This window comes from Streptosporangium sp. NPDC051023 (assembly GCF_040689595.1).
Lineage (GTDB): Bacteria > Actinomycetota > Actinomycetes > Streptosporangiales > Streptosporangiaceae > Streptosporangium.
Genome location: NZ_JBFBCE010000028.1, coordinates 1 through 24,904, shown reverse-complemented (window position 1 = coordinate 24,904; position 24,904 = coordinate 1). Strand labels below are relative to the sequence as shown.

The following is a 24,904-nucleotide window of genomic DNA, read 5'->3' as shown; positions in this document are numbered from 1 at the left end:
TCGGCGCCCACTCCCTCCTCTCTCGTGAGCGCATGCGCCCCATATTGCCGCATCACCACATAAAAGTGACATTACCCGGCGGGGTGACCTCATTCCAACCACAAAGGTCCTCCATATTCGGACCCTCCTTAATAACCTATGAAGAACGTTCCAAAACGGCGGCCCCAAAACAGCGACAAGACGACGGTGCAGAGCATGCGGCTCGCGATCGAGTACGCCCCTGATCCGCCGTTCGACACGGGCTCCCCGAGGACCATGGGAGCGGCGCCGACCGGACGGGCGCCGAGCCTCACGAGCCCGGGGCACCACGGCCCGCCCGGGAGAGCACGCGGGCGGACCATGGCCTCCCGGGCTCAGTCGGCGTTCTCCAGGAAGGCGAGCACCCGCCGCCACGCGTCGGCGCACGCCTCAGCGTGCTCGCCGTCACCGGTGTCGAAGAACCCGTGCGGGGCTCCGGGGTAGGTGACGAACTCGTGCTCGACGCCCTCCGCGGTCAGGGCCTCGCCGAACGCCGCGACCTCGCTCGCCGGGATGCCCTCGTCCGCGCCGCCGAACAGGCCGAGGATCGGGGCACCGAGGTCGGCCGCCTGCTGGGCGGGGCCGGGGCCGTACGGCGGCGCGATGCCGGGGGCGCCGTAGAACCCGATCACCCCGGCCAGGCCGAAGCGGGGCTGGGAGGCGAAGAAGGCCAGCCTGCCGCCCATGCAGAACCCCAGCGCCACCTGAACGCCGCCGAACTCGCGCACCCTGTCGATGGCCGCCGCCATGTCGTCGTACATCCCGTCCCTGCTGAGCGCGACGAAGTCCTCCATGGCGGGGAAGCCCTCGCCCCTGCCCTCGGTGCTCGGGCCCGCCGTCCGGCCGAAGTGGTCGTAGGCGAGGGCCGGGTGGCCGTGTTCCGCCAGCCGTACGGCGAGGCTCTCGTAGAAGGGGGAGAGCCCCCGGTTGTCGGGGATCACCACGACCCCCGCGCCGGAGGGTCGCTCCGGGGCGGCGAGGAACGCGGCGAAACGGGTGCCGCCGGTCGAGGTCAGGGTGATGCGGCCCGAGGTGACGGGCACTCCGGTCGGGTCGATGGGAGGGGTGGCGTCGGCGTCATAACACACGGGGCGCGTGTCCTTTCTTCCGGTCGGTGCCCGGGTCTTCCGGTCGGCACCAGGGTCAGCATCCGGGAAAATAGCAAAGCCAGCTTGATAAAGCTAACTTTGGTTTATGACCGAAACCGACCACACCGCACGTGACCTCAGGATCACCGTCGGCAGGATCGCCCGGCGCATCAGGCAGATCTACGCCATCGCCGACTCGCCGGGCGACATCACCTTCACCGAGCTCGCGGTGCTGTCCCGGCTCGACCGCATGGGTCCCTCGACCTCGGCGATGCTCGCCGACTCCGAGCAGGTGACCCCCCAGGCGATCGGTACCGCCCTCGGCGTGCTCGCCAGGCGCGGCCTGGTCGTCCGCGCACCGGACCCCGCGGACGGGCGCCGGGTCGTCACCTCGCTCACCGAGGCGGGACGGCAGGCCCTGGGCGACCGGACCCAGGCCGTCACCGAGCAGGTGGAGCGCGTCCTCGACGAGACCCTCGACAGCGGGGAGCGGCGCAGGCTGGCCGAGGTGCTCCCGCTGCTCGAACGCATCGCCGACCGGCTTTGACCGCCCCCGCCGCCCACACCCCGCCCCGGCCCTCGCGGGGAACGGGCGGGTGGAATCGGGTCCACGGGGACGATGGGGAGCGGACCCGCGGGCCGGAGGGGCCAGGGGAGGCGTCAGGAGTAGGGCGTCAGGAGTAGGCGGCGACCATGCCGACGACGACGCCCGCGAGCGAGACAACCGTGAGCAGACAGCCGAGGATGACGGCGGGACGGCGGCCTCGCCGTATCCGCAGGACGTAGAGGAACGCGTACGGCAGGAAGCCCAGGACTCCCACACCGAGGAAGGGCAGGGTGAGCGCGGCCAGGACGCCGGTGGTCCCGGCCGGGACGGCGCGGTCGCCCTCCGGGGTGAGCTGGGCGCGCTTGACGTCCCCTTCCGTCGAGTCGGGCGAGGCGTCCACCGTCACCGTGTCGCCGCCCCGGTCGAACACGAACCTGCCCTTGCAGTCGTAGCGGCCCTCCCCCAGCGACTCGCACGAGACGATCGTCAGGGTTCCCGGGGAACCGATCCTCCCCGTCGCGAGTTCGAGGTCCCGCACCGAGAAGACGAAGGGCATCAGGCCGAGGACCGCCCACAGCAGGAGCAGGATGGTCATCCCGACGGGCCCAGGCGTGCGGCCGGGCCCCGGGGTCGGCCCCGGCTGGAAGGCGCCGACGAGATCCTCAAGTGCGTCACTCATACGGGCAGCATGGACCGCGCCACTTGTGGCTCACCTGCTCACGACTTGTGGCGGAGCGCCCCTCCTCACTCCTTGTGACGGGCCGCTCTCTCCTCCGCCTCTGCGGCGTCCAGCTTGGCGGCCTCCTCAGGGGTTGGGGCGGTGCCGCCGAGGTGGCGGGGCTGCCACCACGCGCCGGGCGGGATCTCCGGGTAGGTCCGCTGGGCCCGGTCGAGCAGCTCGGCCATGCGCTCGCGCAGCTCGGCGGTGACCGCGTCGTAGTCGTCGCCGCGCTTGGGATGCAGCGGCTCGCCGACCAGGATGGTGATCGGGACGTGCCGCTGGAGGAGCTTCTTCGGGTGGCCCTTGGTCCACAGCCGCTGGGTGCCCCACAGGGCGACCGGGATCAGGGGCACCTTGGCGCTCACGGCCATCCTGACCGCGCCGTTCTTGATCTCTTTGACCGTGAAGGACTGGCTGATCGTGGCCTCGGCGAACACGCCCACGACCTCACCGGCCTTGAGCGACTTCAGCGACGCGCCGAACGCCGCGGCGCCCGCGGCGCGGTCGACCGGGATGTGGTGCATGCCGCGCATCAGCGGGCCGGAGATCTTGTGGTCGAAGACCTCCTTCTTGGCCATGAAGCGGACCAGGCGCTTGGCGGGCAGAGCGGCCAGGCCGGCGAAGATGAAGTCCAGGTAGCTGATGTGGTTGCTGACGAGCACCGCGCCACCGGTCCGCGGGATCCGCTCCGCGCCCTCGACGCGGATCTTGAGGTCCAGCGCGCGGAACAGGGTCCTTGCCAACCCGATGACCGGGGGGTACACGATCTCAGCCATAGGCTGAACCGTACCGCAGCCACCCGGCTCTCTCAGCCCCCGCCCACACTCCGGCCCACTCCCGGCCCACTCCCGGTCAGGGCCGCCCACGGCCTGGTCACGGCCCGGGGCTCAGTGCCCGCGGAAGGCCTCCTCCAGCCACCACGAACCCCGCGCGCGGCTGACCCTGGCGTGGACCAGCATCGGCCGCTCCCGCGGGCCGCCCAGCCATCCGGCCACCGCGGCCAGGTCCTCCCCGGCCCGTACGGTCACCGCCTCGCACCCGAAACCCCTGGCGATCGCGGCGAGGTCGGCGGGCGGGAAGGTCACCGTGCCGAGGGGGTGGCCGCCGGGGCCGAAGTGGTGCATCTCGGCGCCGTAGCCCTCGTCGTCGTAGACCACGATCAGCATGGGCAGGCCGAGCCGTACGACGGTTTCCAGCTCGGCGACGCCCATCAGCGCACCTCCGTCGCCGAGCGCGGCCACGGGGAGCCGGTGCGGCTGCGCCAGCGCGGCGCCGATCGCGGTGGCCAGGCCGAGTCCGACCGACTGGAACGCCTGCGTGAAGCAGAAGCCGCCTTCGTCAGGAACATCAAGGAACATCGCCGGATATCCCATGAAATTTCCTGAATCAGTGGAGACGACCCGTTCGGCGGGCAGCAGGTCGTCCAGTTCGATCGTCAGCGTCCGGGGGTCGATACGGCCGTCGCCGCCCTCGTCGGCGTAGGGCACGTCCCGCCAGCGGCCCTCCCCGGCGATCCGTCCCGCCAGTTCCTCCGACCGGTAACCGGTCAGGCCCGGTACGGCCTCCGCCGTCCCGGCCCCGGTGAGCAGCCCGGCCAGCAGGCCGGTGACGGCTCGCGCGGTGCGTGCGACGTCGCCGGTCACGCCGAGGTGGATCGGATGGTTGAGGCCGAGGGCACCGGGGTCCAGGTCCACCTGGACGACCTTGGCGCCGGCGCCGACGAGCGTGCCGTGACGCATGGTCCACATGTTGAGCGCGCAGCCCCAGCCGACGATCACGTCGGCGTCGCGGATGAGCCCGGCGGTGAGGGGGGAGGCGAACCCTCCGCTCACGTCCAGGTCCCACGGGCTGCCCCGGAAGAGACCCTTGGCGACGGCCGAGGTGGCCAGCAGCGCTCCGGTCAGCCCGCCGAGCTCCTCAAGGTCCCGCCTGGCCGTACGCGCTCCCCTGCCCGCGAGGAACACCGGCCGTCGCGCCGCGGCGAGCAGCTCCGCGAGGCGCGCGGCGTCCTCCTGCCCCGGCTCGCCCTCTCTGCCGGACGTGCCCGGCTCCCGCGGGGCCCCGCCGGACGTGCCCGGCTCCGGCCAGGCGGAGACCTGTCGTTCCTGCACCTCGAGCGGGAGGTTGAGCAGGACCGTGCACCGCTCGTCGCGAGCCACGCGGAACGCCTCCGCGGCCTGCGCGACGGCGGTCTCCGCCGAGGTGACCCGCATCGGGACCGCGCCGACCGCGGTCGCCAGCGCGGCCTGGTCGACGAAGAAGTTGGAACGCGGCGCGGTCGCCTCCCCGGCCAGCACGATGAGAGGCGTGCGGCTCTTGGCCGCCTCGGTGATGCCCGTCATCGCGTTGGTGAGGCCCGGCCCCTGGTGGACGCTGAGCACGGCGACCCGCCCCGAGGTGCGCGCGTACGCGTCCGCCATGGTCGCGGCGCCGCCCTCGTGGCGCGCGGCGACGAACCGCACGCCGTGCTCGATCAGCGCGTTGGTCACGTGGAAGTTGCCGCTGCCGACCACCCCGAAGGCGGCGTCGACGCCGAGGGAGGCGAGGACCGCGCCGACGGCCTGGGCGACGTTCACCGCTCGACCAGTGCCAGCACCCGCACCGGGCTGCCCGAGCCGCCGACGATGGGAAGCGGCGGAGCGACGACCACCGCGCCGGTGACCGGCAGCCGGTCGAGGTTGCGCAGCTGCGTCAGGCCGTACTTACCCGCGCCGAGCAGGAACGAGTGGCACGGGAAGGCCGGGTCGAAGCCGTGCGCGGCGCCCCCGTCCGTGCCGACCGTCTCCACGCCGAGCCCGATGATCGGCGTCTCCTCCGCCAGCCATCTGGCGCACTCGGCCGAGACTCCCGGGGTGTGCGGGCCTGTCTCGTCGGCGTTGAGGAAGCTCCCCTGGTCGTGGGAGCGGGCGTCCCAGCCGGTGCGGTAGAGCAGCCAGCCGCCCTCCGGCAGCGGTCCGTTCGCCTGCTGCCACGCCTCGACGTGGTCGATCTCCAGCAGGAAGTCCGAATCCGCCGCGGCCTCCGCGGTGAGGTCGAGCACCGCCGCCGGGGCGATCAGCCGGTCGAGCGGCACCTGCGAGACGTCCTCGCCGTCCCTGCCGGTGACCCAGTGGACGGGCGCGTCGAAGTGCGTCCCGGTGTGCTCGCCGGTCGAGATGTCGTTCCAGTACCAGGCGGGGCCGCGGTCGTCGTAGCGGCTGATCTCCTTGAGCGTGAACGGGGCGGTGTTGCCGAAGGGCTCGGGCAGCCGCAGGACCGGCGTCCGCGACGACAGCGGCGCCGTCAGGTCGACCACCTCGACCGCGCCGTTCCGCACGCTGTCGACCAGGTTCCGCAGCACCGACATGACGCCTCCAGCATCGCAAAAAGTCCTGGCCAGATCCTCCTACACGCCGACGCCTCCCGCCATCTCCGCCACCGGTCCCACGCGGGAGGGGTTCCGTCCCGGCAAGAGGTTCCGCGCGACCGCGCTTGCCCCGGCACCCGAACGGGAAAAGCTAACAACTGTGAAGAAGCTCATCAACAGCGTCGACTCGGTCGTCACGGACGCGCTGCGTGGCCTGGCGTCCGCGCACCCCGGACTCAGGGTCGACCGGGAGAGCCGGGTCGTCTCGCGGGCGTCGGGTCCCAGGGCGGGCAAGGTCGGCCTGGTCTCCGGCGGAGGATCGGGCCACGAGCCGCTGCACGCGGGCTTCGTCGGGCACGGCATGCTCGACGCGGCCTGCCCCGGCGAGATCTTCACCTCACCGGTGCCCGACCAGATGATCACCGCCGCCACCGCGGTGAACGGCGGCGCAGGCGTGCTGTACATCGTGAAGAACTACACCGGCGACGTCCTGAACTTCGAGCTGGCCGCCGAGCTCTGCGCCGACGAGGGGATCGAGGTGGCCAGCGTGCTCGTCGACGACGACGTGGCCGTGCGGGACTCCCTGCACACCGCGGGCCGCCGGGGCACGGGCGCGACCGTCTTCGTCGAGAAGATCGCCGGAGCCGCCGCGGAGGGCGGCGCGGCGCTGCCGGAGGTCGCGCGGGTGGCCGAGGAGGTCAACGCCAGGAGCCGGTCCTTCGGCGTCGCGCTGAGCGCCTGCACGACTCCCGCCTCCGGCAGGCCGACCTTCGAGCTGGGTGAGACCGAGATCGAGCTGGGCATCGGCATCCATGGCGAGCCGGGACGGTCCCGCGCGACCATGAGAGGGGCCCGCGAGCTGGTCACCGCGGTGATGGACGCCATCCACGAGGACATGCCGCTCTCCGGCGACGTCCTGGTCATGGTGAACGGCATGGGCGCGACCCCGCTCATCGAGCTCTACGTCGTCTTCGCCGAGGTGGCGGAGTACCTGTCGGGCAAGGGCGCCCGCGTGGCGCGGAGCCTGGTCGGCGACTACGTCACCAGCCTCGACATGCGGGGCTTCTCGGTCACGGTCTGCCTGCTGAGCGAGGAGCTCACCCGCCTCTGGGACGCTCCCGTCGAGACCCCGGCCCTGCGCTGGGGCCGCTGAGATGAACACCGCCGTCTTCGCCCGCTGGGTCGGCGAGATCGACAGGACCGTGCGGGCGGAGAAGGAGCGGCTCACCAGGCTGGACGCGGCGATCGGCGACGCCGACCACGGAGCCAACCTCGAGCGGGGCTTCCGCGCCGTCACCCAGGCCCTGGCCGACGACGAGCCCGCCACCCCGGGCGCCCTGCTCCGCCTGGTGGGAAGCACACTGATCCGCAAGGTCGGCGGAGCCTCGGGGCCTCTGTACGGCACGGCGTTCCTGGAGGCGGGCAAGGCCCTCGGCGAAACCCCGCAGGTGTCCGTGACCGAGCTGACGCGGGCGCTCGAGGCCGGGCTCGCCGGGATCCAGAGACTGGGGGCGGCGGTGGAGGGCGACAAGACCATGGTCGACGCGCTCGCCCCCGCGATCAGGGCACTGGCCGGGGCGGCGCGCGAGGGCGCGGGGCGGCGGGAGGCGCTCGACGCGGCGGCGTCCGCCGCCGTCGCGGGAGCGGAGGCCACGATCCCGATGCTCGCCCGCAAGGGGCGGGCCAGTTACCTCGGCCCTCGCAGCGTGGGCCACGAGGATCCCGGCGCCGCCTCGGCCGCACTCATGCTCACCGCCCTGTGCACGGCTGCGGCGGCATCCGACGAACCCCGAGAAGGGTAGGAAAGTCGCCGATGGTGGGCATCGTCCTCATCTCCCACAGCGGACCACTGGCCGCCGAGGTCGCCGCGCTGGCCGAACGGATCTGCGATGTGGACGTTCCCCTGGCCTCGGCGGGGGGCACGGAGGACGGCGGCCTGGGCAGCAGCGCCGAACTGGTGGCGGCGATGATCAAGCGGGTCGACCAGGGGGACGGGGTGGTCCTGATCCCCGACCTCGGCGGTTCGGTGCTGACCGCCCGGCTCTTCGAGGCCCCGGGAGTCGCGATCGCCGACGTGCCGTTCGTCGAGGGCGCGATCGCGGCCGTGATCTCGGCGAGCGCGGGTTCGTCGCTGCGGGCCGTACTGGCCGCGGCCGAGGAGGCGAGGAGTTTCCGCAAGCTGTGACCCGCCTCCGGCGAGCTGTGAGCTGTGAGCTGAGCGTCGCACCGGAACGGCGAGGCCCCAGGTGGGGGGTCGGAGCCTCGCCGTTCCGATGGCGTCACTGCACGAGCTTGCCGAGCGCTCCCTCGTACTCCAGCGCGTCCGCCGGCATCAGTTCCTTCGACACCCGGACCACGACCGGGCCCTTCGCGTAGCTGTACTCAGCGAGCGTGGGGACCTTCTCCGCGCTCTCCTTGAGCAGGGCCGCCCTCGCCGCCGCGTCGTCGGCCGTGGCGAACACCTCGACGTTGCCGCCGAGGTTCACATCGCCCTGCTTGCCTCCCTGCACCTTGGCGGGATCGACGCGCTGGTCGGTGAAGGAGGCCTTCGAGGTGTAGCTGTTCGGGCGGCCGAGCAGCTTGTTCGGGTCGTTGGAGGCGGTGTACGTCACGGTGAGGGTGACGGGCAGGCCCTGCTTGGCGAGCGCCTGGACCATGCCGGTGGCGTCCAGGTCGGTGGTCGGGGAGCCTCCGCAGCCGACCAGGGCGAAAACTAACATCCCGGCGGAGACCGCCGCATTCACTCGACGTTTGTGGGGGGTACTGAACATGTTTCCTCTTCGTTCGGACCGCTCCTGTCATTACAGGAACAGAAATGGCACCGTAGAGGTAGGTCCCACTGGGAGGGAAGACCCTTCACCCGTCTCCCGGGACATCACGGCGCGCACGGCCCATCACCCGATGTGCGCCAAGACCGCGCCGTCCCGCCCGAGAGGACGAGAGAACAACCGGGACGTAGCGCAGCTTGGTAGCGCACTTGACCGGGGGTCAAGGGTCGACGCGCGGCCCATCACCCGATGTGCGCTAAGATCGTGCCGTCCCGCCCGAGAGGGCGAAGGATGACCGGGACGTAGCGCAGCTTGGTAGCGCACTTGACTGGGGGTCAAGGGGTCGCAGGTTCAAATCCTGTCGTCCCGACCAGATTCTCGCTGGTCGGCAGGGTGTCACCCACAGGGGAGGCACCCTTTCCGCGTTCTGGGTGACCAACCGAGTGACTGTCGTCATCCGATCGGCGGGCCAGGCCTCTCCGTCAACGCGCCGCGTTCTTGTAGGCCCGGCAGTCCCCGCACCGGCACCCGGCGCCACTTGCCATCGTTCCTTTCCTGTTCTCTCTGTCCTGTCGATCGGGAGGTGGGGACGTGCATCCACACCGCCACCCGGCCCTTCTCCACCTGGCGTACGCCCCACCTCTCGGCGATCGCGTCGACCAGCCACAGCCCACGCCCGCCCGTCTCCAGCACCGCCCCGTCGTCTCCCCCGGGGAGGCGCAGCACCGGAACACCGGGCGGGACCAACGGTGAGGACGGACCGTCGTCGATCACCTCGACGCAGACCACGTCCCGATCGGTATCGGTGACCTCCACCGTCACCACGCCACCCGGCCTGCCCGAGCCGGTGTGCACCACGGCGTTGGTCACGACCTCACTCACCAGCAAGACCACGTCCTCGATCTCCACGTGACCCGCGTCCGTGAGCAGTTCCGCCACGTACCGCCGGGCCACGGAAACGGACCGCTCGACTCCCGGCAGGTCGACGACGCCCAGCGTCACGGCCCTCACCGCGCCATCTCCCGGATATGGTGCGGAACTTCTGAATCCAGGGCGGCCCCCCACTGATCCCGGCCCCGCCCCCAGGCGAACACCCACTCCTGGGCGCGCTTCGTCGCCACGATCCGCAACAGCGGCCCCGACGCTCGCCGTACCGTCAAACAAGGCTCCTGCCTCTGCGAAAGCTCTATCGAGACCTCCAGCCCCAGGCCCCGCAGGTCCCAGGCCAAACGCACCAAATGAATGAACTGATGCTCTTGATAACCTCCTGTTCCTTGAACCCATCGGACAGCCCTAAAGTTGCCCATGGATCGCACCCCCATCGTGCGGTTCAGGAACCCACCGGGCGAATCATGTCGTTTCGGTTGGTTCGTCTTGTAGGTTCACTTCGAGCCATTTAGCGGGATTTCACTCTTAGCGCCGATGCTTCCGCGATGAGAGAGCGCCGTATCGCTGTCACCCGCGCGACCTGGTCATTAGCATCAAGGTCAGTGGTCCCAAAGACACCGTTGCGGGGTTGTCGCAACGTAGGTGCGGCAACGATTCAGGGAGAGAACGCGACATGACAACGGGCCAGGATCTACGTTCTCTGAGAGAAAGTCAGGGCATCAGCCTTGACGCCTTTTCCCGCGAAATACGCACTTCAAAGGGGCATCTCAGCCGTGTAGAACGCGGCGAACGTCCCGTCACCCCTGCTCTGGTGCTGGCCTACGAACGGACTCTCGGTGTACCCGTTGCCGCAACCCCCGAGAACGGGGATGCGTCCTTTTCGGAAGGTACCGTTGACAGTGTGAGGCGAAGACAGTTGCTTAGCTCAATCGCGGCGGCGTCTGTGGGGGCCGCAGCGTTGGAGCCCCTTACTCGTTTGCTCGATGGTTTGCCAAGCTTGCCACCGGGCAACGTCGGCCTGTCCGAGGTCAAGGCCATTGAGAGCGCCACTCAGCTCTACATGGACATGGATCTCGCAGGCCACAGCTCCACAGCCACCGCGATAGCAGGCGGAGTGCTCTCATGGTCGGTGAGCCTGCTTGATCGCAAGATGTCGTCCACCACGCGAGAGCGACTGTTCCCCGCAGTCGGGTTACTCGCGGATCGCCTGGGGTGGGCAACATACGACTCAGGCGCATCACCACGGGCAATTCAGTTGCTGACGTTCGCGTTGGACAATGCCGCCCAAGGCGCAGACCGTGACCTACGAGCGCATATCATGCTTGACCTGTCTACGGTGGTCACCGACATGGGCCAGCCATCCGATGGGGTTGAAATCCTCAGGATGGCGTTGGGCGATGAGCGAATCAGTTCCGCCGAGCAGGCCAACCTGCATGCCGTCGCGGCCAGACACTGCGCCACAGCAGGTCAACGTACAGAAGGGCTACGGCATATTGTCCGGGCCGAGGAAGCATTGTCGCGGGATAGTAAGGCCATAGCCCCAGACTGGGCACACCGTATTACCGTCTCCGCAGGTCACCATGACAGCGCACTGGGACTCGCACTTTTCGCGCTCGGCGAGGACGAGCGAGCACGAGAGCGACTGACAGCCGCGGTGAAGAAGCTGGACGCTGGGCGCACGCGCACAGGATTACGCTGCCTGACCCGGCTCGCCGTTCTCGATATCCGCGCCGGAGCGCGTGACCAGGGAGAGGGGAAAGCGCGCCAAGCCGCCGCGAAAGCCGCTGACATTCAGTCGACACGCGTCTCGACTGACCTACGCATGGTGATCAACACCGCTCGCCGGCATGGGATGCCTGATCTCGCGGCCGAGTTGACGACCGTCCTCAAGAAGAAATAGAGCACCGAACCGGAAGTAACGGCCTCCTGCGGGGGAGTCGGCTCCGGGATGGCCGGCGATGCCAGGCGTCGAGGCGGCGAAGCGGCTGAGGTGGGAGCGGGTCCGCCTGGCCGGTGAGGGCACCTCTTGAAGGAGAGGTGCCCTCACCGCGTTCCGGGGGTGATCGGCAGAGCAGCGCTATCCGCTGTGACCGCGGGCGCGCGGCACGTGCGGGCAGGGGGCGTCCCCGACGTCCCGCAGGACCCGCAGGTACCAGGCCAGGAGCGCGTCCAGCGCACGGGCGCGGTCGGGTTCCGGCTCCTCCGCCCAGGCGCGCTCGAGCGCGTACTCCCGGATCAGATCGTGGAAGGTGTAGCGGCCCTGCTCGCTTTCCTCGACGAGGTGCGCGGCGGCGAGCTGGCACAGCAGGCGATCGGTCTCGCCGGGGGTGGTTCCGGCCAGGGCGGCGGCGGCTTCGGGGGTGAACGTGGGCCCGGGGATGAGACCGAGCAGCCGGAACAGGCGCTGTGACGGCGGGTCCAGACGGTGGTAGGACATGTCGAACGTGCCGCGCATCGCCGCGTGCGCGTCTCCGTTGACGGACAGTACGGACAACCTGCTGTCGGTGAGCCTGCGCACCTGACCGGCCATGTCCCCGCCGGGCCTGCCGGCGATGTCGGCGGCCGCGATGCGCAGCGCCAGGGGCAGGTAGCCGCAGGCCCTGGCCAGCTCCAGGGCGACGTCCGGCTCGGCGAACAGGCGCTCGTCGCCGAGGAGCTTGCCGAACAGGGCGACCGCCTCGCCCGAGGCCAGCACGCCGAGCGGGACCGGGACCGCGCCGTCCCGGGCGACGAGGCCGGCCAGGTGGTCCCGGCTGGTGATCACGGTCGCGCAGCGTCGGCCGCCCGGCAGGAGTGGACGGACCTGGTCCACGCTGCCCGCGTTGTCCAGCACCACCAGGACCTCCCTGTCGGCGAGCAGGCTCCGGTACGCCGCGCTGGCCTCCTCAACCGTGTCCGGCACCCGTTCCGCCGGTACGCCGAGCGCGCGCAGGAACCGCCCGAGCGCCTCGATCGGACGCAGCGGCCGCTCCGGCGAGTGACCGTGCAGGTTGATGTAGAGCTGTCCGTCGGGATACCGGGGGCGGATCCGGTGCCCCCAGTGCACGGCCAGGGCCGTCTTCCCGACCCCGCCCGCCCCGGTCACCACGGAGATCGCCACCGTTTCGCCGCGGTTCGCGACCGCGTCCAGCGTGCTCAGCTCATTCGTGCGCCCGGTGAACTGCCCCGGCTCCGGCGGCAGCTGCGCGGGCACCGCCGAGGCGGAGAAGCCGGGCGGCCTGACCGCGCAGACGGAGCCGCGGAGGATCCGCTGATGCAGCTGCCGCAGCTCGGGACCGGGCTCCAGTCCCAGCTCGTCGATGAACCGGCGGCGGGTGTGTTCGTACCGCTTCAAGGCGTCCACCCGGCGACCGGCCCGGCATAACGCCAGCATGAGTAATCCCACCAGCCTCTCCCTGAAGGGGTGGTCCGCCACGAGCGCTATCAGCTCAGGAATCAGCACCGCGTCACGACCCGCCCGCGTCTCAGCGTTCAGGCACTCCTCGGTGACCGAGAGCCGTTCCTCCCTGAGGGTCTCCCGCAGCCGGTCCAGCAGCTCCCCGCCGGAGATGCCCGTCAGCGGCTCGCCTCGCCACAACGTCATCGCGCATCGCAGCCCGGCGGCCTGCGCCTCGTCCGTCTTCATGGCTCGCGACCGGGTGACCGACGTTCGAAACTCGTGCAGATCCACCTGCTCGGCCGCGAGCTCGAGCAGGTAGCCCTGCGGGCTGCGCGCGATCGTGACGCCGACCCTGGCCAGGGCGGGCCGCAGCCGTGACACGTACCCCTGCACCAGGCCCCGCGCGCCCGCAGGAGCCCCCTCCCCCCACAGCCCCTCGATCAACCGCTCCATCGACACGGTCCGGCCCGCCTCCAGGGCCAGCAGCGCCAGCACCGCCCGCTGCCGTGGTGGTCCGAGCGGGATCTCCTGGCACTCGCACCATGCCTGGACCGCTCCAAGAAGTCCGACTTTCAGAACGTGCTCCAGACATTCGTCTGACATTTCGCTCTCCGTCTGTCACGTCGTTGTCACAGGCAGCCATACGAGAGCTACGAAATGCAGTCCAGCCGAAATCCAGGCAGTAACAAGCCCACATCCAGCACCTCTCGACAGCATGAACGCGATCTCCCCCAATTTCACAACAAATTGCCATTTGGCATTCTCTTCAGGAAGGGGCAATCGTGTCCCATCTGCACCACGACGTGATGAGAGCGTTTGCCGACACGGCCGGCCGGCACCCGGATCGGCCGGCTGTGACGCACAACGGCAAGGTCCTCACCTACGCCGAACTCGACGCGTGGGTGCGTGTGACGGCTCGGCGGCTCGGCCCGGACCCCGGGGTGGTCGGGGTGGTCACGTCGCGGTCGGCGGCCACCGTCGCCGGGCTGCTCGGCACGCTGGCGGCCGGTGGCACGTACTGCGCCATCGATCCGGCGTACCCGGAGCCGAGGCAGCGGGCGCTGATGTCGGCGAGCGGATGCCGCCTGATGGTCGCCGCGGAACCGGGCGCGCCCGCACCGCCGGGAGTGCGCGCGATCGACCTCCCCGGCCAGGCGGAAGCCGCGCGGACGGCCGGGCGGGGCAGGGCGGACGCGGCGCTCGTCGCCGCGGACGATCCGGCCTACATCCTGTTCACCTCAGGCTCGACCGGTGAGCCGAAGCCCGTGGTGACCCCGCGTGGCGCCATCTCGACCGTGGTCGGCGCGCTGCGGGACCTGTTCGGCCTCACCACCGCCGACCGCGTGCTGCAGTTCGCGTCGCTGAACTGGGACACCTGCTTCGAGGAGATCCTGCCCACGCTCACCGTGGGGGCGGCGCTGGTCTTCCACGACCACGCCTATTCGGGCTCCTTCCAGCGGATGCTGCGAATGATCGACGCCGAGCGGATCACCGTGCTGGACCTCCCCTCGGCGTTCTGGCACGAACTGGTGCGCCACCTGGTGGAGGAACGGGCCGCGCTGCCCGCGTCCGTACGGACGGTCATCGTCGGCGGGGAGGCGGTGAGCCCCGTACGGCTGGCGGACTGGTGCGCGCTCGGCACCGAGGCGATCCGCCTGGTCAACACCTACGGGTGCACCGAGACCACGCTCATCACCCACGCCGTCGACCTGCACGGCCCGCTCGCCGCAGGCCGGGCGGCGCCCTGGGCCGCGGGGGAACGGGTGCCGATCGGACGCCCGCTGCCCCATGTCCGGCAGCACCTCAGCGAGGAGGGCGAGCTGCTCGTCGGCGGCCCGTCGCTGGCGCTGGGGTACCGGGGAAGGCCGGACGCGACCGCGGAACGGTTCGTCGAGATGGATCTCGGAGCCGGTCCCGAGCGTTACTTCCGCACCGGCGACCGGGTCAGCCAGGCCTCCGACGGCACGCTCGTCCACGAGGGCCGGCTCGACCACGAGCTCAAGGTGCGCGGCATCCGGGTGGATCCAGCCGAGGTCGAGGCCCAGATCTCCGCTCATCCACGCGTGGGCGCCGTGGCGGTCACGGGCGCCGCCGTCGCCGACCACACGACGCTCGCGGCCTACATCGTGCCCCGCTCGTCCACCGCCGTCGCGACGCTGGCCGGAGACGTCCTGGACTATCTGCGCGACCGCGTCCCGAGTCATCTCGTACCCAGCCGAATCACCGTTGTGCCCGAGCTCGTCTACACGGCCAGCGGAAAAGTCGACCGGGCGGGTTCGCATCAGCGATACGCATCCGCCACCGCATGAAAGGGGATCGTTCCATGAATACAGACGCCGTGTCAGACATCTTTCGGCGCGTGCTGGAAAACGCCGAAGTAAGGGCCGATTCTGACTTCTTTGTCATGGGCGGGGATTCGCTGCTCGCCACCCGCGTCCTGAGCGCGATCGCGCGTACCTACGGCGTTGAGCTGGGTTTCGACGACTTCCTGGACGCGCCGACCCCGAACGCCCTCTCCAAGAAGATCGCGAGCATGGCATGAGCGTCGTCGTGGTGGGAGCGGGCCTGGCGGGGCTCACCGCCGCCGCCGACCTGGCGGCGCGCGGCGTCGAGGTCACCGTGCTCGAGGCGCGTGACCGGGTCGGGGGCCGTACCCACGGCATCGAGGTCGCGCCCGGCACCTGGGTGGACGCGGGCGCGGCGTATCTGGGCGGCCGGCACACCGCGTTGACCGCCCTGATGGCCGAGCTGGATCTGAAGACCACGCCGACCACCATGACCGGCGACAGCCGGTTCGCGCTCGGCAGTACCCAGACCGGGGACCAGACCAGGCCCGGCCGGTTCCCGCCGCTGTCCGCGGTCGCGCTGGGCGAGATGTTCGACGCGCTGGACGAGCTGACCGGGGCCCTGCGCGCGGATGCCCCCTGGCTGTCCGCGGACGCCGCCCTGCTGGACACGCGGACCGCGGCCGAATGGGCGGCCGAGCACCTGCGTCATCCGGACGCGCGGCTGTTCTTCCCGCTGTTCCTCGGGGAGATGATGGCCGCCGACCCGGCGGACGTGTCCGTCCTGCACATGGCGTTCTACCTCCGCTCCGGCGGCGGGGTCCGCTACCTGAACGCGTTCGCGGGCGGCGCGCAGGAGGACCGGATCGACGGCGGCGCGCACCTGCTGTGCCAGAGGCTGGCCGCCGGGCTGGGCGAGCGGGTACGCCTCGGCGAGCCGGTGCGCGCGATCCATCAGGACGACGACGGCGTGACCGTGGTGACCGCGACCGCATCGCTGCGGGCCGGCGCCGTCGTGGTCGCGGTGCCGCCGACGCTCGCCGACGCGATCGACTACCGGCCCGGGCTGCCGGTGCCCCGCTCCGGTGAGCGCACGGCGCCCGGCTGCGCGGTGAAGGTGCACCTGGTCTACCCGACGCCCGCCTGGCGGGAGCACGGTCTGTCCGGCTGGTCGGTCAACGCGCGGGGCCCCCTGCTGTCCACGGTGGACGACTCGCCCGCGGACGGTGCCGTGGGCGTGCTGACCGGGTTCGTGACCGGCGGGGAGGCGCACCGGTTCGCGGAGCTGTCCGCCGAGGAGCAGCGCGAGCGGGCGGTCGCCCAGGCCGCGCGGCTGTTCCCGGGGCTGCCGCAGCCGATCGGGTTCCACGCCACCGACTGGGTCAACGAGGACTACAGCCGGGGGTGTTACGCGGCGCTCTTCGGACCGGGTGACTGGCTGCGGCTCGGCCCGCATCTGGTGACCCCGCACCGGCGGGTGCACTGGGCCGGCACCGAGACGAGCACGGAGTTCTTCGGCCTGATGGAGGGCGCCATCCGGTCGGGACACCGGGTGGCCGCAGAGATCACCACAGAGATCACCACGGAGATCATCACAACGCACGAACGAAGGGACATCCATGTCTGACATCACGTCGATCGCACCGCTGTCCGTCCGGCGGCGGCTGATGACCGAGCCGGAGCTCGGCGCGGGCAACTTCCTGGATCACGCCCTGGCGGCCAACCCCAACCGGGCGGTGCCGTTCGTCTACAGCCACCACAACGACCACCGTGGCCAGGTGGTGCTGCGCGGCCACAGCCTGACCGACCTCGCGGCGCTGCGGGACCGGTACGCCACGTGGTATTGGGCCAACGGCGTACGGCCGGGCGAGCCGGTGGGGATCGTGGTGGGCGAGGGGCTCGAACCCCTGCTCCACTTCCTGGCGCTCACCGCGCTCGGCGCCATCCCGGCGATGATCAACGACGCGATGCGGCCCGACGTCATGGTCCGCTACCTCGACCACGTGGGCGCCGTCGGCATCGTCGCCGACGACTCGACCCGGCTGCAGCTGGCCTACCGCAACAACCCGCAGAGCAGGCCCCGGTTCATCGCCCTGGCCGCCGAAGTCCGGGCCCACGACGCCGGCTCCGTCCCGCTTCCCGCCGAGTACCCCTACCGGCACGCGCCGGACGACGTCGTGGCGCTGATCCACTCGTCGGGCACCACCGGCACGCCCAAGTCGACGATGCTCGGCCACCGGCAGTTCTGGGACGGCAAGCAGCCGCGGATGCTGCGTTTCCCGGCCGAGCCGTACGACAGGTTGATGTCGCTCATGCCGCACACCCACGCCGGTGGGCTCAGCTACTTCCTCACCGCGGTGCTGCTCGGACTGCCGACCGTGGTCATGGCGGACTGGCGGCGCGCGGTCGTGGAACCGGTCATGGAGGCGTTCCAGCCGACCATGGTGGCCTCGTTCCCGCGGACGTTCGTCGAGCTCGCCACCGGGGAGCTGCCGGTCAAGGGCGCGGCGAGGGTGCACTCCTGGTTCAACACCGGAGACAGCGCGCACTACGGGCACGTCAGGAGGCTGGTCCGGCTCGGCGAGCGGCCCGCCGGTCTGATCAAGTCGTGGCTGCTCCCGAGCGGCGCCGCCGCCGGCGAACCGCTGCCGGGCTCCCAGTTCATCGACGGCCTGGGCTCCTCGGAGATGGGGATGGCGCTCTTCGGCCAGGTGACCACCCCGGAGACGCCGCGCGACGACCGTTGCGTCGGCAAGGCGCAGGAGGCGGTGATCAAGGCCGCGGTGCTGGACGAGAACGGCGAGGAGGTGCCCGACGGCACCGTGGGCCTGCTGGCGGTGATCACCCCCTCCCGCACGCCGGGCTACTGGAACGACCCGAGACTGACGAGCAGCTTCGAGCTCAACGGCTACTGGCTCACCGGCGACGTGGCCCGCAGGGACGGCGAGGGCAACTTCTACCACCTCGACCGGACCATGGATGTCATCGACACCGCTGCGGGGCCGGTCTACAGCCTGCCCATCGAGGAGGTCCTCATCGCTGACTGCGCCGACCTCGTCCAGGACTGCTCGGTCGTCGGCGTGCCAGGGAAGGCCGGTGAGGGGCAGCGCCCGATCGCCGTGGTACGGCCGCAGGCCGACATCGCGAACGTCACCGCCGACGACGTGCGAGAGAAGGCGAACAAGGCCCTCGCCGACGCGGGCCTCGCCCCGCTCGCCACGGTGGTCATCGCGCGGACCGGCGAGGACTTCCCGCTCGGCCCGACCGGCAAGGTGCTCAAGCGTGAGCTACGCACCCGGCACGCGGCGCTGTTCACCGGATGAGCCGCCGGATGAACGCCGACGCCTCCCGCGGGCCGTACACCTATGCGCGCCGGCCGCTCGTGGAACCGGACTGGCGGCGGCTGCCGGGCTGGCGCGACGTCAGTGACGCGCAGTGGCGCGATGCCCGCTGGCAGCGCGCCCACTGCGTGAAGAACGCCGGGCAGCTGCGCGCGGTGGTCGGCGACCTGCTCCAGGAGTCCTTCTACGCCGACCTGGCCGCCGACGTCGAGCGGTTCGCGACCATGTCCACGCTGATCCCGCCGCAGATGCTCAACGTGATGGCGCCGTACGCCGAGGGCGACCCGGCCTCCTTCACCGAGGCGTTCCTGGCGGACCCGGTCCGCCGCTACATGCTGCCGGTGCGCTCGGACCGCCACCCCGACTGGCCGAGCCACCCGCTCGCGCAACGTGATTCGCTGCACGAGGCGGAGATGTGGGTGGTCGAGGGGCTGACCCACCGCTACCCGACCAAGGTGCTGGCCGAGCTGTTGTCCACCTGTCCGCAGTACTGCGGCCACTGCACCCGGATGGACCTGGTCGGCACCTCGACGCCGCAGATCGTCAAGGCCAGGCTCGCCCTCAAGCCGGTGGACCGGCAGGAGCTGATGCTGGACTACCTGAAGCGCACGCCCGGCGTGCGGGACGTGGTGGTCTCCGGCGGCGACGTGGCCAACGTGCCCTGGGCCCGGCTGGAGAGGTTCCTGCTGCGGCTGCTGGACCTGGAGTCCGTGCGGGACATCCGCCTGGCGACCAAGGCGCTGGTCGGCCTGCCTCAGCACTGGCTGCAGCCCGGCGTGGTCGAGGGGATGGGCCGGGTGGCCGCCGTCGCCCGCCGCCGCGGGGTGAACCTGGCCGTGCACACCCACGCCAACCACGTGCGGTCGGTGACGCCGCTGGTGGCCGAGGCCACCCGTGCCCTGCTGGACGCGGGGGTGCGGGACGTGCGCAACCAGGGCGTGCTCCTGCGAGGGGTGAACACCACCCCGGCCGACCTGCTGGACCTGTGTTTCGCCCTGCAGGGCGAGGCCGGCATCCTGCCGTACTACTTCTACCTCTGCGACATGATCCCCAACGCGGAGCACTGGCGGATCCCGGTCCACCGGGCGCAGCGGCTGCAGGAGGCCATCATGGGCTACCTGCCCGGCTACGCGACGCCGCGGATCGTGTGCGACGTGCCGTACGCCGGCAAGCGCTGGGTGCACCAGGTGGTCGAGTACGACCGGGAACGCGGCATCTCCTACTGGACCAGGAACCACGGGATCGGGCTGGAGCGAGACGAGTCCGCCGGTCAGGACCGCCGGTTCCCCTTCTACGACCCGATCGACACCTTGCCCGAGTCGGGCCGCCGCTGGTGGACCGACGGAGAGGGACGGCCATGACCTCGACGACCCCGGCGACCCCCACGCCCCCCGCCGCCACGAGCACGCTGCGCCGCATGTGCTGGATCTTTCCCGACCGGGAGTCGACCCGGACGGGCGCGATGTGGCGCCACTACTTCTGGGACATGTACGCCGACGTGGCCGCGGAACTCGGCCTGAGCTGGACCAGGCACTCGCCGGACGCGGTGACGGTCGACGGCCTGGAGCCCGGCAAGCCGCGCGTCTACGTGGACGACGAGCTCGTCACCCCGGAGGACACGCTCTTCATCACCGCGCTGTACTCGCTGCCGTACCAGTCCATGGACGTGTTCAACCAGTACACCCTGTACGCCGTGCTGGAGCAGGCGGGTTTCTACCTGCCGTTCCCGCCGGGCCTGTCGTCCGTCGCCAACGACAAGCTGGCCACGGTCCTCTACCTGGACGACTCGCCCATTCCCCCGATCCCCACGCTGCGTGTCGGCACCGGCCGGGACGTGGGCAAGCACCTGTACGAGGTGGCGCTGGAGAATCTGACCTACCCGGCCATCGTCAAGCCCTCCGGATGGTGCGGCGGTGGCGGGGTCAACCTGGCCCGCGGCGCCGAGGAGATCCGGGGCATGGCCAGCCTGGCGCAGGGCGGCGACACCACCCTCGTGATCCAGCCCTACCTGGGCGACGGCACGATCGACTACCGGGTCTACGTCGTCGACGGCAAGCCGTACGCCGTCCTGAAGCGGACCCCCGAGGCCGGTTCGCCGGTCGCCAACGCCAGCCGGGGCGGCACGATGGACTTCTCGCCCGTCCCTCCCGAGCTGGCGGAGGCGACGGCGTACTTCTACCGGAAGCTGCCCATCCCGTTCTTCTGCGTCGACTTCCTGTTCGACGGCGAGCGCTTCTGGTTCTCCGAGCTCGAACCCGACGGCGTGATCGCCCCGGACTTCGGCGATCCGGACCGGGCGCTCCAGCGGGACATCACCCGGGCGCGCTGGACGGCCTACCGGGACGCCCACACCCGGTGGCTGACGACAGGCGCCGCCGCCCCGACCTTCGAGAGCCGGTGACGACATGACCGAATCGTTTTCGCTGCCGCCCGAGGCCGCCGAGCCGCGCCTGAGCGTCTCACAGCGGACGCTGGAACGGCTGAAGAGTGTGCCCGAGCTCGCGCCGCGGTACGCGGGCCACGAGAAGGCGCTCACGCTGGAGGACATCGCCGCGCTTCCGACGCTGGTGAAGGACGACCTGAACGCGGCCCTCGCGCACCTGAGGCCGAAGGCGGAGCGCGGCGCGACCTGGCTCTTCCAGAGCGGCGGCAGCACCGGCGCGCCCAAGGTCGGCCACGCCCCCACCGGGTTCTACATGGACGGCGTTTACGAGCAGTGGCGCCCGCTTGAGCGGGACGACGTCTTCGTCAACGGGTGGGGCGCGGGCCGCATGTGGGGCGCCCACTTCCTGGCCGGCGCCTTCGCCGACCTGTCCGGCTGCGAGGTCATCGCGCTGGGCTCGGTCACCAGGGAGGAGTACGGCGACTGGCTGGCCTTCTTCGCCGCCCGGGGCGTGACCGCGTTCGGCGGCACACCGAGCGTGCTGCGGCTGTGGTTCGCGCACGCGAGAGCGGCCGGGATACGCCTTCCCGCGCTGCGCAAAGTGCTCTGGCTCGGAGAGGCCTGGCACTCGCAGCTCGACGAGGACATCGCCGCGGTGGCGCCGGACGCGCGCCGCTGGGGCATGTTCGGGAGCACGGAGACCTGGGTCGTCGGCACCAACACCCCGCAGTGCCCGCCGGACGTCTTCCACACGCTCCCCGAGCAGCTGGTGCATGTGGACGCGGACGAGCTGCTGGACTTCACCACCCTCAACCCGGACACGCTCAACCCGGTGTTGCGGTACCGGACCGGCGACGCGGGCCGGTTCGTGACGTGCGACTGCGGCCGACAGGACAGGGCGCTGCGCATCCTGGGCCGCCGGGACTCGGTGGTGCAGGTGCGCGGGCTTGGGCTGCACGTGGACGACATCGTCGCGCAGGTCGAACGGGAGCCCGGCGTCTCACGAGCGCAGATCCTGATCACGGAGCAGCGAAGCCGGGTCTCCACGGTGGACGTGCTGCTGCTGACCGATCAGGACGCGCCGCCGGACCTGGCCGAGCGGCTGCGCGGGGACCTCATGTCCTCGACGTTCACGATCAGCACGGCGTTCCAGCACGACCCGCAGTCGTTCCGGGTGACGGCCGTCGACGCGCTGGTCAGCAACGAGCGCACCGGCAAGACCGCCACCTTCGTCGTACGGGAAGAGGCATGAAGTCCCCCAGGTCCCTGGGCCGGGAGTTCAACCTGTTCTGGGGCGGTCAGACGGTGAGCCTCTTCGGGGACCGGATCACGGTGTTCGTCGTGCCCACCCTGATGATCTTCGCACTGCACGCCTCGGCGTTCGAGGTCGGCGTCGTGGCCATGGCCCAGTACCTCGGCATCCCCCTGCTGGGGCCGATCGCCGGCGTGCTGGTCGACCGGTGGGACAAGCGCCTGACCCTACTGGCGTGCGACCTCATACGGCTGGCGGCGGTCGTGGCCATTCCCGTTACCTACTGGTACGGCGTGCTGTCGACGCCGGTGCTGTTCGTCTGTGTGGCCCTGGTCAGCGGAGCGACGATCTTCTTCAACGTCGGCTATCTCGTCGCCGTGCCCACCACGGTGCCCGAGGACCGGCTGGTCCGGGCGTACTCGCGCCTTGAAGGCAGCAGAACGGTCTCCGAGGTGGCCGGGCCGTCGATCGCCGCGGGCCTGTACCACGCGCTCGGGGTGGCCGCGCTGCTCGTCGACGCGGCCAGCTACCTGGTCTCCGCCGCGTGCTTCCGCTCCATGCGGCCCCTGGGGAACAGAACGGTCCAGCAGGGGTCGGTGTGGTCGCGGCTGACCCTGGGGTTCCGGCTGAACTGGGCCGACCCGGTCCTGCGCCGGGTGGTCGTGGCCGCCGTGACCCTGAACTCGGGCGGCCCCATCTTCGTCACGGTCCTGCCGGTGCTGGCCTACCAGGGCCTGGGCGTCTCGGTGGGCGTGTTCGGGGCGGCGATGTCGGTGGCGGCGGTCGGCGCGGTGCTCGGCGCGCTCGTCGCACCCAAGATCGGCGACCGTCTCGGCCTCGGCCGGACCCTGGCCTGGGCGCTCCTGCTGCACTGCCTGGTCGGCCTGGGCATCCTCGCCGCGCCTGCGCTGCCCGCCGCGCCCGTGATCGGCGTGACGTTCGGGTGCTACGGCTTCTTCATGGCGTGCATCAACGTCTGCAGCGCCCCGATCCGCCAGTCGCGGATGACGGCCGACAACCAGGGCGTGACGCACGCGGCGTTCCGCACCGCGACGTGGGGGGTGATCCCGCTGGCCGCCCTCGTCGGCGGCACGGCGGTCACCCTGCTGACCGACGGTCTGGGCGTGCTCGACGCGGCCCGGTCGGTCATGGTCGGCGGCACCCTGCTGGCCGCGTTCTCGTTCCTGCCCGCGCTGGGGGTCCAGCCGCTGCTCGACCGGGAGAAACGACAGGAGGAGCCGATGCTCTCGGGGAGCACGCCATGACGACGCGGCAGCGGACGGTTCTGATCACGGGGACGTCGTCGGGCATCGGCCTGGCGACCGCGGTCACCGCGGCGAGGGCCGGGTTCACCACGGTGGCGACGATGCGCGACCCGGAGCGGTCGCACGCGCTGCGCGAGGAGGCGGACCGCGCCGGGGTCACGCTGGACGTCCGCCGCCTCGACGTCACCGACGCCGAGTCCGTCACCTCGTGTGTCGAGGGCGTGCGGGACACCTACGGGCGGCTGGACGCGGTGGTCAACAACGCCGGCGTCTCCAACTTCGACCCCACGATGGAGATGTCGACCATGGAGGCCCTGCGGGCCAACCTGGAGGTGAACTTCTTCGGGGTCGTCGCCGTGAGCCGGGCCGCGATGCCGCTGCTGCGCGCGGGCCGGGGCCGTCTGCTGACCATCGGCAGCGTGCACGGCGTCGTCGGCCAGCCCTTCAACGAGGCGTACGCGGCGGCGAAGTTCGCCGTCGAGGGGTTCATGGAGAGCCTGGCCCCGGTCGCGGCCGAGCACGGGGTGAGAGTCAGCGTGGTCGTGCCCGGCTTCGTGCCGGGCACCCGGTTCGGCGTCTTCCCCGACGTCAACCGGGAGACCATCCGGGCGGCCTCGGGGCCGTACGCCGGGACGTTCACCGACTACGTCGACTGGGTGCGCGGCCAGGGCTGGGAGAGAGCGGGCCAGCCGGCGTGGGACGTGGCCGACGTGGTGGTGCGGGCGCTGACCGCGGCGGAGCCGCCGTTCCGGATCCCCACCAGCGCCTGGGTGAGCGAGTACCTGGCGAGCAAACTCACCGACCGGGACGGTTCTGCCGTTCAGTCTCTGGCCAGGAGCTGGATCGCGGGCCCGGAGCGGAGCGGGGCGGCGACATGAGCCGCGACATGAGCACGGAGACGGACCTGGCCCAGGCCATGTACGCGCGGGACACGGCCTGCCGGTCGCTCGGCATCGCCCTGGAGGAGGTCGCCGCGGGGCGGGCACGGCTGCGGATGCGCGTCTCCGGGGACATGCTGAACGGGCACGGCATCGCCCACGGCGGATATCTGTTCCTCCTCGCCGACGCCGCGTTCGCGTACGCCTGCAACGCCTACGGGCCGGTCACGCTGGCGCAGAGCGCGCAGGTGACGTTCCTGCGCCCGGCCGCGGCCGGGGACGAGCTGGTGGCCGAGGCGGTGGAACGCGTCCGGTACGGCAGGAACGGCGTCTACGACGTGACCGTGCGACGCCCCGGCGGTGCGGTCATCGCGGAGTTCCGCGGCCAGAGCGTGACAGTTTCCGGCAGGCCGGGTGAGACGCCACGTTGACATCCTCCCCCTCGTGAACGAGGGGGATTCCCACGGTCGCCCGTGAGGGTTCCTGTTTCATCGCCGGTCGCCCGCCCGAGAGGACTCTCGTTGAGGTCTTACACCAGCTCCGCAGGCGTTTCACCTGTCCGCCAGCCCGGCGGCCAGGATGTTCTTGGCGGCGTTCACGTCCCGGTCATGGACCGCGCCGCAGGCGCACACCCAGTCCCGGACGCCGAGCGGCATCGTGTCTTGCAGTACCCCGCAGGCCGAGCACAGCCTGGAGGAGGGCAGCCACCGGTCCGCCACCAGCAGGTCGCGCCCGTACCAGGCCG

24 protein-coding genes and 1 tRNA gene are annotated in these 24,904 nt (G+C 71.0%); 16 read left to right on the top strand and 9 right to left on the bottom strand.

Annotated elements, in window-relative coordinates; translation table 11 throughout:
• Positions 1 to 353: 353 nt before the first annotated feature.
• The gene (locus tag AB0395_RS19875; RefSeq protein WP_366282470.1) at positions 354 to 1,106 is read right to left on the bottom strand and encodes a dienelactone hydrolase family protein; all 753 of its coding nucleotides are present in this window, start codon (positions 1,104 to 1,106) and stop codon (positions 354 to 356) included.
• 106 nt (positions 1,107 to 1,212) lie between these two features.
• Between AB0395_RS19875 and AB0395_RS19870 the strand changes: the two genes are divergently transcribed.
• Positions 1,213 to 1,653, top strand: a complete 441-nt coding sequence (locus AB0395_RS19870) for a MarR family transcriptional regulator (protein WP_366282468.1) — start codon at positions 1,213 to 1,215, stop codon at positions 1,651 to 1,653.
• Between the two features lie 127 nt (positions 1,654 to 1,780).
• Here the strand turns inward: AB0395_RS19870 and AB0395_RS19865 are convergent, their stop codons facing one another.
• The 4 genes from AB0395_RS19865 to AB0395_RS19850 all read right to left on the bottom strand — a co-directional run bounded on the left by AB0395_RS19865 (position 1,781) and on the right by AB0395_RS19850 (position 5,720).
• A complete protein-coding gene (locus tag AB0395_RS19865) occupies positions 1,781 to 2,332 on the bottom strand; it encodes a hypothetical protein (protein WP_366282466.1) in 552 nt (183 codons plus the stop codon).
• A gap of 65 nt (positions 2,333 to 2,397) precedes the next feature.
• Complete coding sequence (locus AB0395_RS19860; protein ID WP_366282464.1) at positions 2,398 to 3,150, bottom strand: lysophospholipid acyltransferase family protein; 753 nt, start codon at positions 3,148 to 3,150, stop codon at positions 2,398 to 2,400.
• A 111-nt stretch (positions 3,151 to 3,261) separates the two neighbouring features.
• On the bottom strand, positions 3,262 to 4,950 hold the full coding sequence (locus AB0395_RS19855; RefSeq protein ID WP_366282462.1) for a thiamine pyrophosphate-binding protein: 1,689 nt from the start codon (positions 4,948 to 4,950) through the stop codon (positions 3,262 to 3,264).
• Entirely contained in the window at positions 4,947 to 5,720 is a 774-nt protein-coding gene (locus AB0395_RS19850; RefSeq protein ID WP_366282460.1) for a cyclase family protein, read from the bottom strand. The genes AB0395_RS19855 and AB0395_RS19850 overlap by 4 nt, the downstream gene beginning before the upstream one ends.
• A 160-nt stretch (positions 5,721 to 5,880) precedes the next feature.
• Here AB0395_RS19850 and dhaK point away from each other — a divergent pair, with 160 nt between their 5' ends.
• From dhaK to AB0395_RS19835, 3 genes are read left to right on the top strand one after another with little or no spacing between them, the layout of a single operon-like run.
• Positions 5,881 to 6,873, top strand: a complete 993-nt coding sequence (dhaK, locus tag AB0395_RS19845) for a dihydroxyacetone kinase subunit DhaK (RefSeq protein ID WP_366282578.1) — start codon at positions 5,881 to 5,883, stop codon at positions 6,871 to 6,873.
• A gap of 1 nt (position 6,874) precedes the next feature.
• Positions 6,875 to 7,522 (top strand): dihydroxyacetone kinase subunit DhaL, encoded by a 648-nt coding sequence (gene dhaL / locus AB0395_RS19840; protein WP_366282458.1) that lies wholly within the window; start codon positions 6,875 to 6,877, stop codon positions 7,520 to 7,522.
• An 11-nt stretch (positions 7,523 to 7,533) separates the two neighbouring features.
• The gene (locus AB0395_RS19835) at positions 7,534 to 7,905 is read left to right on the top strand and encodes a phosphoenolpyruvate--protein phosphotransferase (RefSeq protein ID WP_366282456.1); all 372 of its coding nucleotides are present in this window, start codon (positions 7,534 to 7,536) and stop codon (positions 7,903 to 7,905) included.
• Positions 7,906 to 7,999: 94 nt separating this feature from the next.
• On the opposite strand, the gene AB0395_RS19830 is transcribed toward AB0395_RS19835, so the two are convergent.
• On the bottom strand, positions 8,000 to 8,440 hold the full coding sequence (locus AB0395_RS19830) for a hypothetical protein (RefSeq protein WP_366282454.1): 441 nt from the start codon (positions 8,438 to 8,440) through the stop codon (positions 8,000 to 8,002).
• Between the two features lie 344 nt (positions 8,441 to 8,784).
• Here AB0395_RS19830 and AB0395_RS19825 point away from each other — a divergent pair.
• Positions 8,785 to 8,861: transfer RNA gene (locus tag AB0395_RS19825), tRNA-Pro, on the top strand.
• Positions 8,862 to 8,941: 80 nt separating this feature from the next.
• Here AB0395_RS19825 and AB0395_RS19820 read toward each other — a convergent pair.
• Positions 8,942 to 9,499 carry an ATP-binding protein gene (locus AB0395_RS19820; RefSeq protein ID WP_366282453.1) on the bottom strand — a complete coding sequence of 186 codons (558 nt, stop codon included), beginning with the start codon at positions 9,497 to 9,499 and terminating at the stop codon, positions 8,942 to 8,944.
• A gap of 550 nt (positions 9,500 to 10,049) precedes the next feature.
• On the opposite strand from AB0395_RS19820, the gene AB0395_RS19815 reads away from it, so the two are divergent.
• Positions 10,050 to 11,276, top strand: coding sequence for a helix-turn-helix transcriptional regulator (locus tag AB0395_RS19815; protein WP_366282451.1), 1,227 nt, complete (start codon positions 10,050 to 10,052; stop codon positions 11,274 to 11,276).
• Between the two features lie 177 nt (positions 11,277 to 11,453).
• Here the strand turns inward: AB0395_RS19815 and AB0395_RS19810 are convergent, their stop codons facing one another.
• Positions 11,454 to 13,358: a BTAD domain-containing putative transcriptional regulator gene (locus tag AB0395_RS19810; RefSeq protein WP_366282449.1), complete on the bottom strand. Its 1,905-nt coding sequence runs from the start codon at positions 13,356 to 13,358 to the stop codon at positions 11,454 to 11,456.
• A 203-nt stretch (positions 13,359 to 13,561) separates the two neighbouring features.
• Between AB0395_RS19810 and AB0395_RS19805 the strand changes: the two genes are divergently transcribed.
• Genes AB0395_RS19805 through paaI form a run of 10 tightly spaced genes read left to right on the top strand, consistent with a single transcriptional unit; the run spans position 13,562 to position 24,590 of the window.
• Positions 13,562 to 15,064, top strand: coding sequence for an amino acid adenylation domain-containing protein (locus tag AB0395_RS19805; protein ID WP_366282577.1), 1,503 nt, complete (start codon positions 13,562 to 13,564; stop codon positions 15,062 to 15,064).
• 14 nt (positions 15,065 to 15,078) lie between these two features.
• Positions 15,079 to 15,297 carry an acyl carrier protein gene (locus AB0395_RS19800; RefSeq protein ID WP_366282448.1) on the top strand — a complete coding sequence of 73 codons (219 nt, stop codon included), beginning with the start codon at positions 15,079 to 15,081 and terminating at the stop codon, positions 15,295 to 15,297.
• Positions 15,294 to 16,667, top strand: coding sequence for an FAD-dependent oxidoreductase (locus tag AB0395_RS19795; protein ID WP_366282447.1), 1,374 nt, complete (start codon positions 15,294 to 15,296; stop codon positions 16,665 to 16,667). The genes AB0395_RS19800 and AB0395_RS19795 overlap by 4 nt, the downstream gene beginning before the upstream one ends.
• Positions 16,660 to 18,363 carry a class I adenylate-forming enzyme family protein gene (locus AB0395_RS19790; RefSeq protein WP_366282446.1) on the top strand — a complete coding sequence of 568 codons (1,704 nt, stop codon included), beginning with the start codon at positions 16,660 to 16,662 and terminating at the stop codon, positions 18,361 to 18,363. The genes AB0395_RS19795 and AB0395_RS19790 overlap by 8 nt, the downstream gene beginning before the upstream one ends.
• 8 nt (positions 18,364 to 18,371) lie before the next feature.
• Complete coding sequence (locus AB0395_RS19785) at positions 18,372 to 19,742, top strand: lysine 2,3-aminomutase (RefSeq protein WP_366282444.1); 1,371 nt, start codon at positions 18,372 to 18,374, stop codon at positions 19,740 to 19,742.
• Positions 19,739 to 20,782, top strand: coding sequence for a hypothetical protein (locus AB0395_RS19780; RefSeq protein ID WP_366282442.1), 1,044 nt, complete (start codon positions 19,739 to 19,741; stop codon positions 20,780 to 20,782). Before AB0395_RS19785 ends, AB0395_RS19780 begins: the two co-directional genes overlap by 4 nt.
• A gap of 4 nt (positions 20,783 to 20,786) precedes the next feature.
• Entirely contained in the window at positions 20,787 to 22,016 is a 1,230-nt protein-coding gene (locus AB0395_RS19775; protein WP_366282440.1) for an AMP-binding protein, read from the top strand.
• Positions 22,013 to 23,281, top strand: coding sequence for an MFS transporter (locus tag AB0395_RS19770; RefSeq protein ID WP_366282439.1), 1,269 nt, complete (start codon positions 22,013 to 22,015; stop codon positions 23,279 to 23,281). The genes AB0395_RS19775 and AB0395_RS19770 overlap by 4 nt, the downstream gene beginning before the upstream one ends.
• Positions 23,278 to 24,159 carry an SDR family oxidoreductase gene (locus tag AB0395_RS19765; RefSeq protein ID WP_366282437.1) on the top strand — a complete coding sequence of 294 codons (882 nt, stop codon included), beginning with the start codon at positions 23,278 to 23,280 and terminating at the stop codon, positions 24,157 to 24,159. The genes AB0395_RS19770 and AB0395_RS19765 overlap by 4 nt, the downstream gene beginning before the upstream one ends.
• 8 nt (positions 24,160 to 24,167) lie before the next feature.
• On the top strand, positions 24,168 to 24,590 hold the full coding sequence (gene paaI / locus AB0395_RS19760) for a hydroxyphenylacetyl-CoA thioesterase PaaI (protein WP_366282436.1): 423 nt from the start codon (positions 24,168 to 24,170) through the stop codon (positions 24,588 to 24,590).
• A gap of 120 nt (positions 24,591 to 24,710) precedes the next feature.
• Here the strand turns inward: paaI and AB0395_RS19755 are convergent.
• The coding region (locus tag AB0395_RS19755) for a transposase (RefSeq protein ID WP_366282434.1) at positions 24,711 to 24,904 on the bottom strand (194 nt) is incomplete at its 5' end.

Excerpts from the sequence above, each read along its gene's own strand:
- AB0395_RS19870 (WP_366282468.1), top strand. The coding sequence starts at position 1,213 with ATGACCGAAACCGACCACACCGCACGTGACCTCAGGATCACCGTCGGC.
- AB0395_RS19865 (WP_366282466.1), bottom strand. The coding sequence starts at position 2,332 with ATGAGTGACGCACTTGAGGATCTCGTCGGCGCCTTCCAGCCGGGGCCG.
- AB0395_RS19860 (WP_366282464.1), bottom strand. The coding sequence starts at position 3,150 with ATGGCTGAGATCGTGTACCCCCCGGTCATCGGGTTGGCAAGGACCCTG.
- AB0395_RS19850 (WP_366282460.1), bottom strand. The coding sequence starts at position 5,720 with ATGTCGGTGCTGCGGAACCTGGTCGACAGCGTGCGGAACGGCGCGGTC.
- dhaL (WP_366282458.1), top strand. The coding sequence starts at position 6,875 with ATGAACACCGCCGTCTTCGCCCGCTGGGTCGGCGAGATCGACAGGACC.
- AB0395_RS19835 (WP_366282456.1), top strand. The coding sequence starts at position 7,534 with ATGGTGGGCATCGTCCTCATCTCCCACAGCGGACCACTGGCCGCCGAG.
- AB0395_RS19830 (WP_366282454.1), bottom strand. The coding sequence starts at position 8,440 with ATGTTAGTTTTCGCCCTGGTCGGCTGCGGAGGCTCCCCGACCACCGAC.
- AB0395_RS19815 (WP_366282451.1), top strand. The coding sequence starts at position 10,050 with ATGACAACGGGCCAGGATCTACGTTCTCTGAGAGAAAGTCAGGGCATC.
- AB0395_RS19810 (WP_366282449.1), bottom strand. The coding sequence starts at position 13,358 with ATGTCAGACGAATGTCTGGAGCACGTTCTGAAAGTCGGACTTCTTGGA.
- AB0395_RS19805 (WP_366282577.1), top strand. The coding sequence starts at position 13,562 with ATGAGAGCGTTTGCCGACACGGCCGGCCGGCACCCGGATCGGCCGGCT.
- AB0395_RS19800 (WP_366282448.1), top strand. The coding sequence starts at position 15,079 with ATGAATACAGACGCCGTGTCAGACATCTTTCGGCGCGTGCTGGAAAAC.
- AB0395_RS19795 (WP_366282447.1), top strand. The coding sequence starts at position 15,294 with ATGAGCGTCGTCGTGGTGGGAGCGGGCCTGGCGGGGCTCACCGCCGCC.
- AB0395_RS19790 (WP_366282446.1), top strand. The coding sequence starts at position 16,660 with ATGTCTGACATCACGTCGATCGCACCGCTGTCCGTCCGGCGGCGGCTG.
- AB0395_RS19785 (WP_366282444.1), top strand. The coding sequence starts at position 18,372 with ATGAACGCCGACGCCTCCCGCGGGCCGTACACCTATGCGCGCCGGCCG.
- AB0395_RS19780 (WP_366282442.1), top strand. The coding sequence starts at position 19,739 with ATGACCTCGACGACCCCGGCGACCCCCACGCCCCCCGCCGCCACGAGC.
- AB0395_RS19775 (WP_366282440.1), top strand. The coding sequence starts at position 20,787 with ATGACCGAATCGTTTTCGCTGCCGCCCGAGGCCGCCGAGCCGCGCCTG.
- AB0395_RS19770 (WP_366282439.1), top strand. The coding sequence starts at position 22,013 with ATGAAGTCCCCCAGGTCCCTGGGCCGGGAGTTCAACCTGTTCTGGGGC.
- AB0395_RS19765 (WP_366282437.1), top strand. The coding sequence starts at position 23,278 with ATGACGACGCGGCAGCGGACGGTTCTGATCACGGGGACGTCGTCGGGC.
- paaI (WP_366282436.1), top strand. The coding sequence starts at position 24,168 with ATGAGCACGGAGACGGACCTGGCCCAGGCCATGTACGCGCGGGACACG.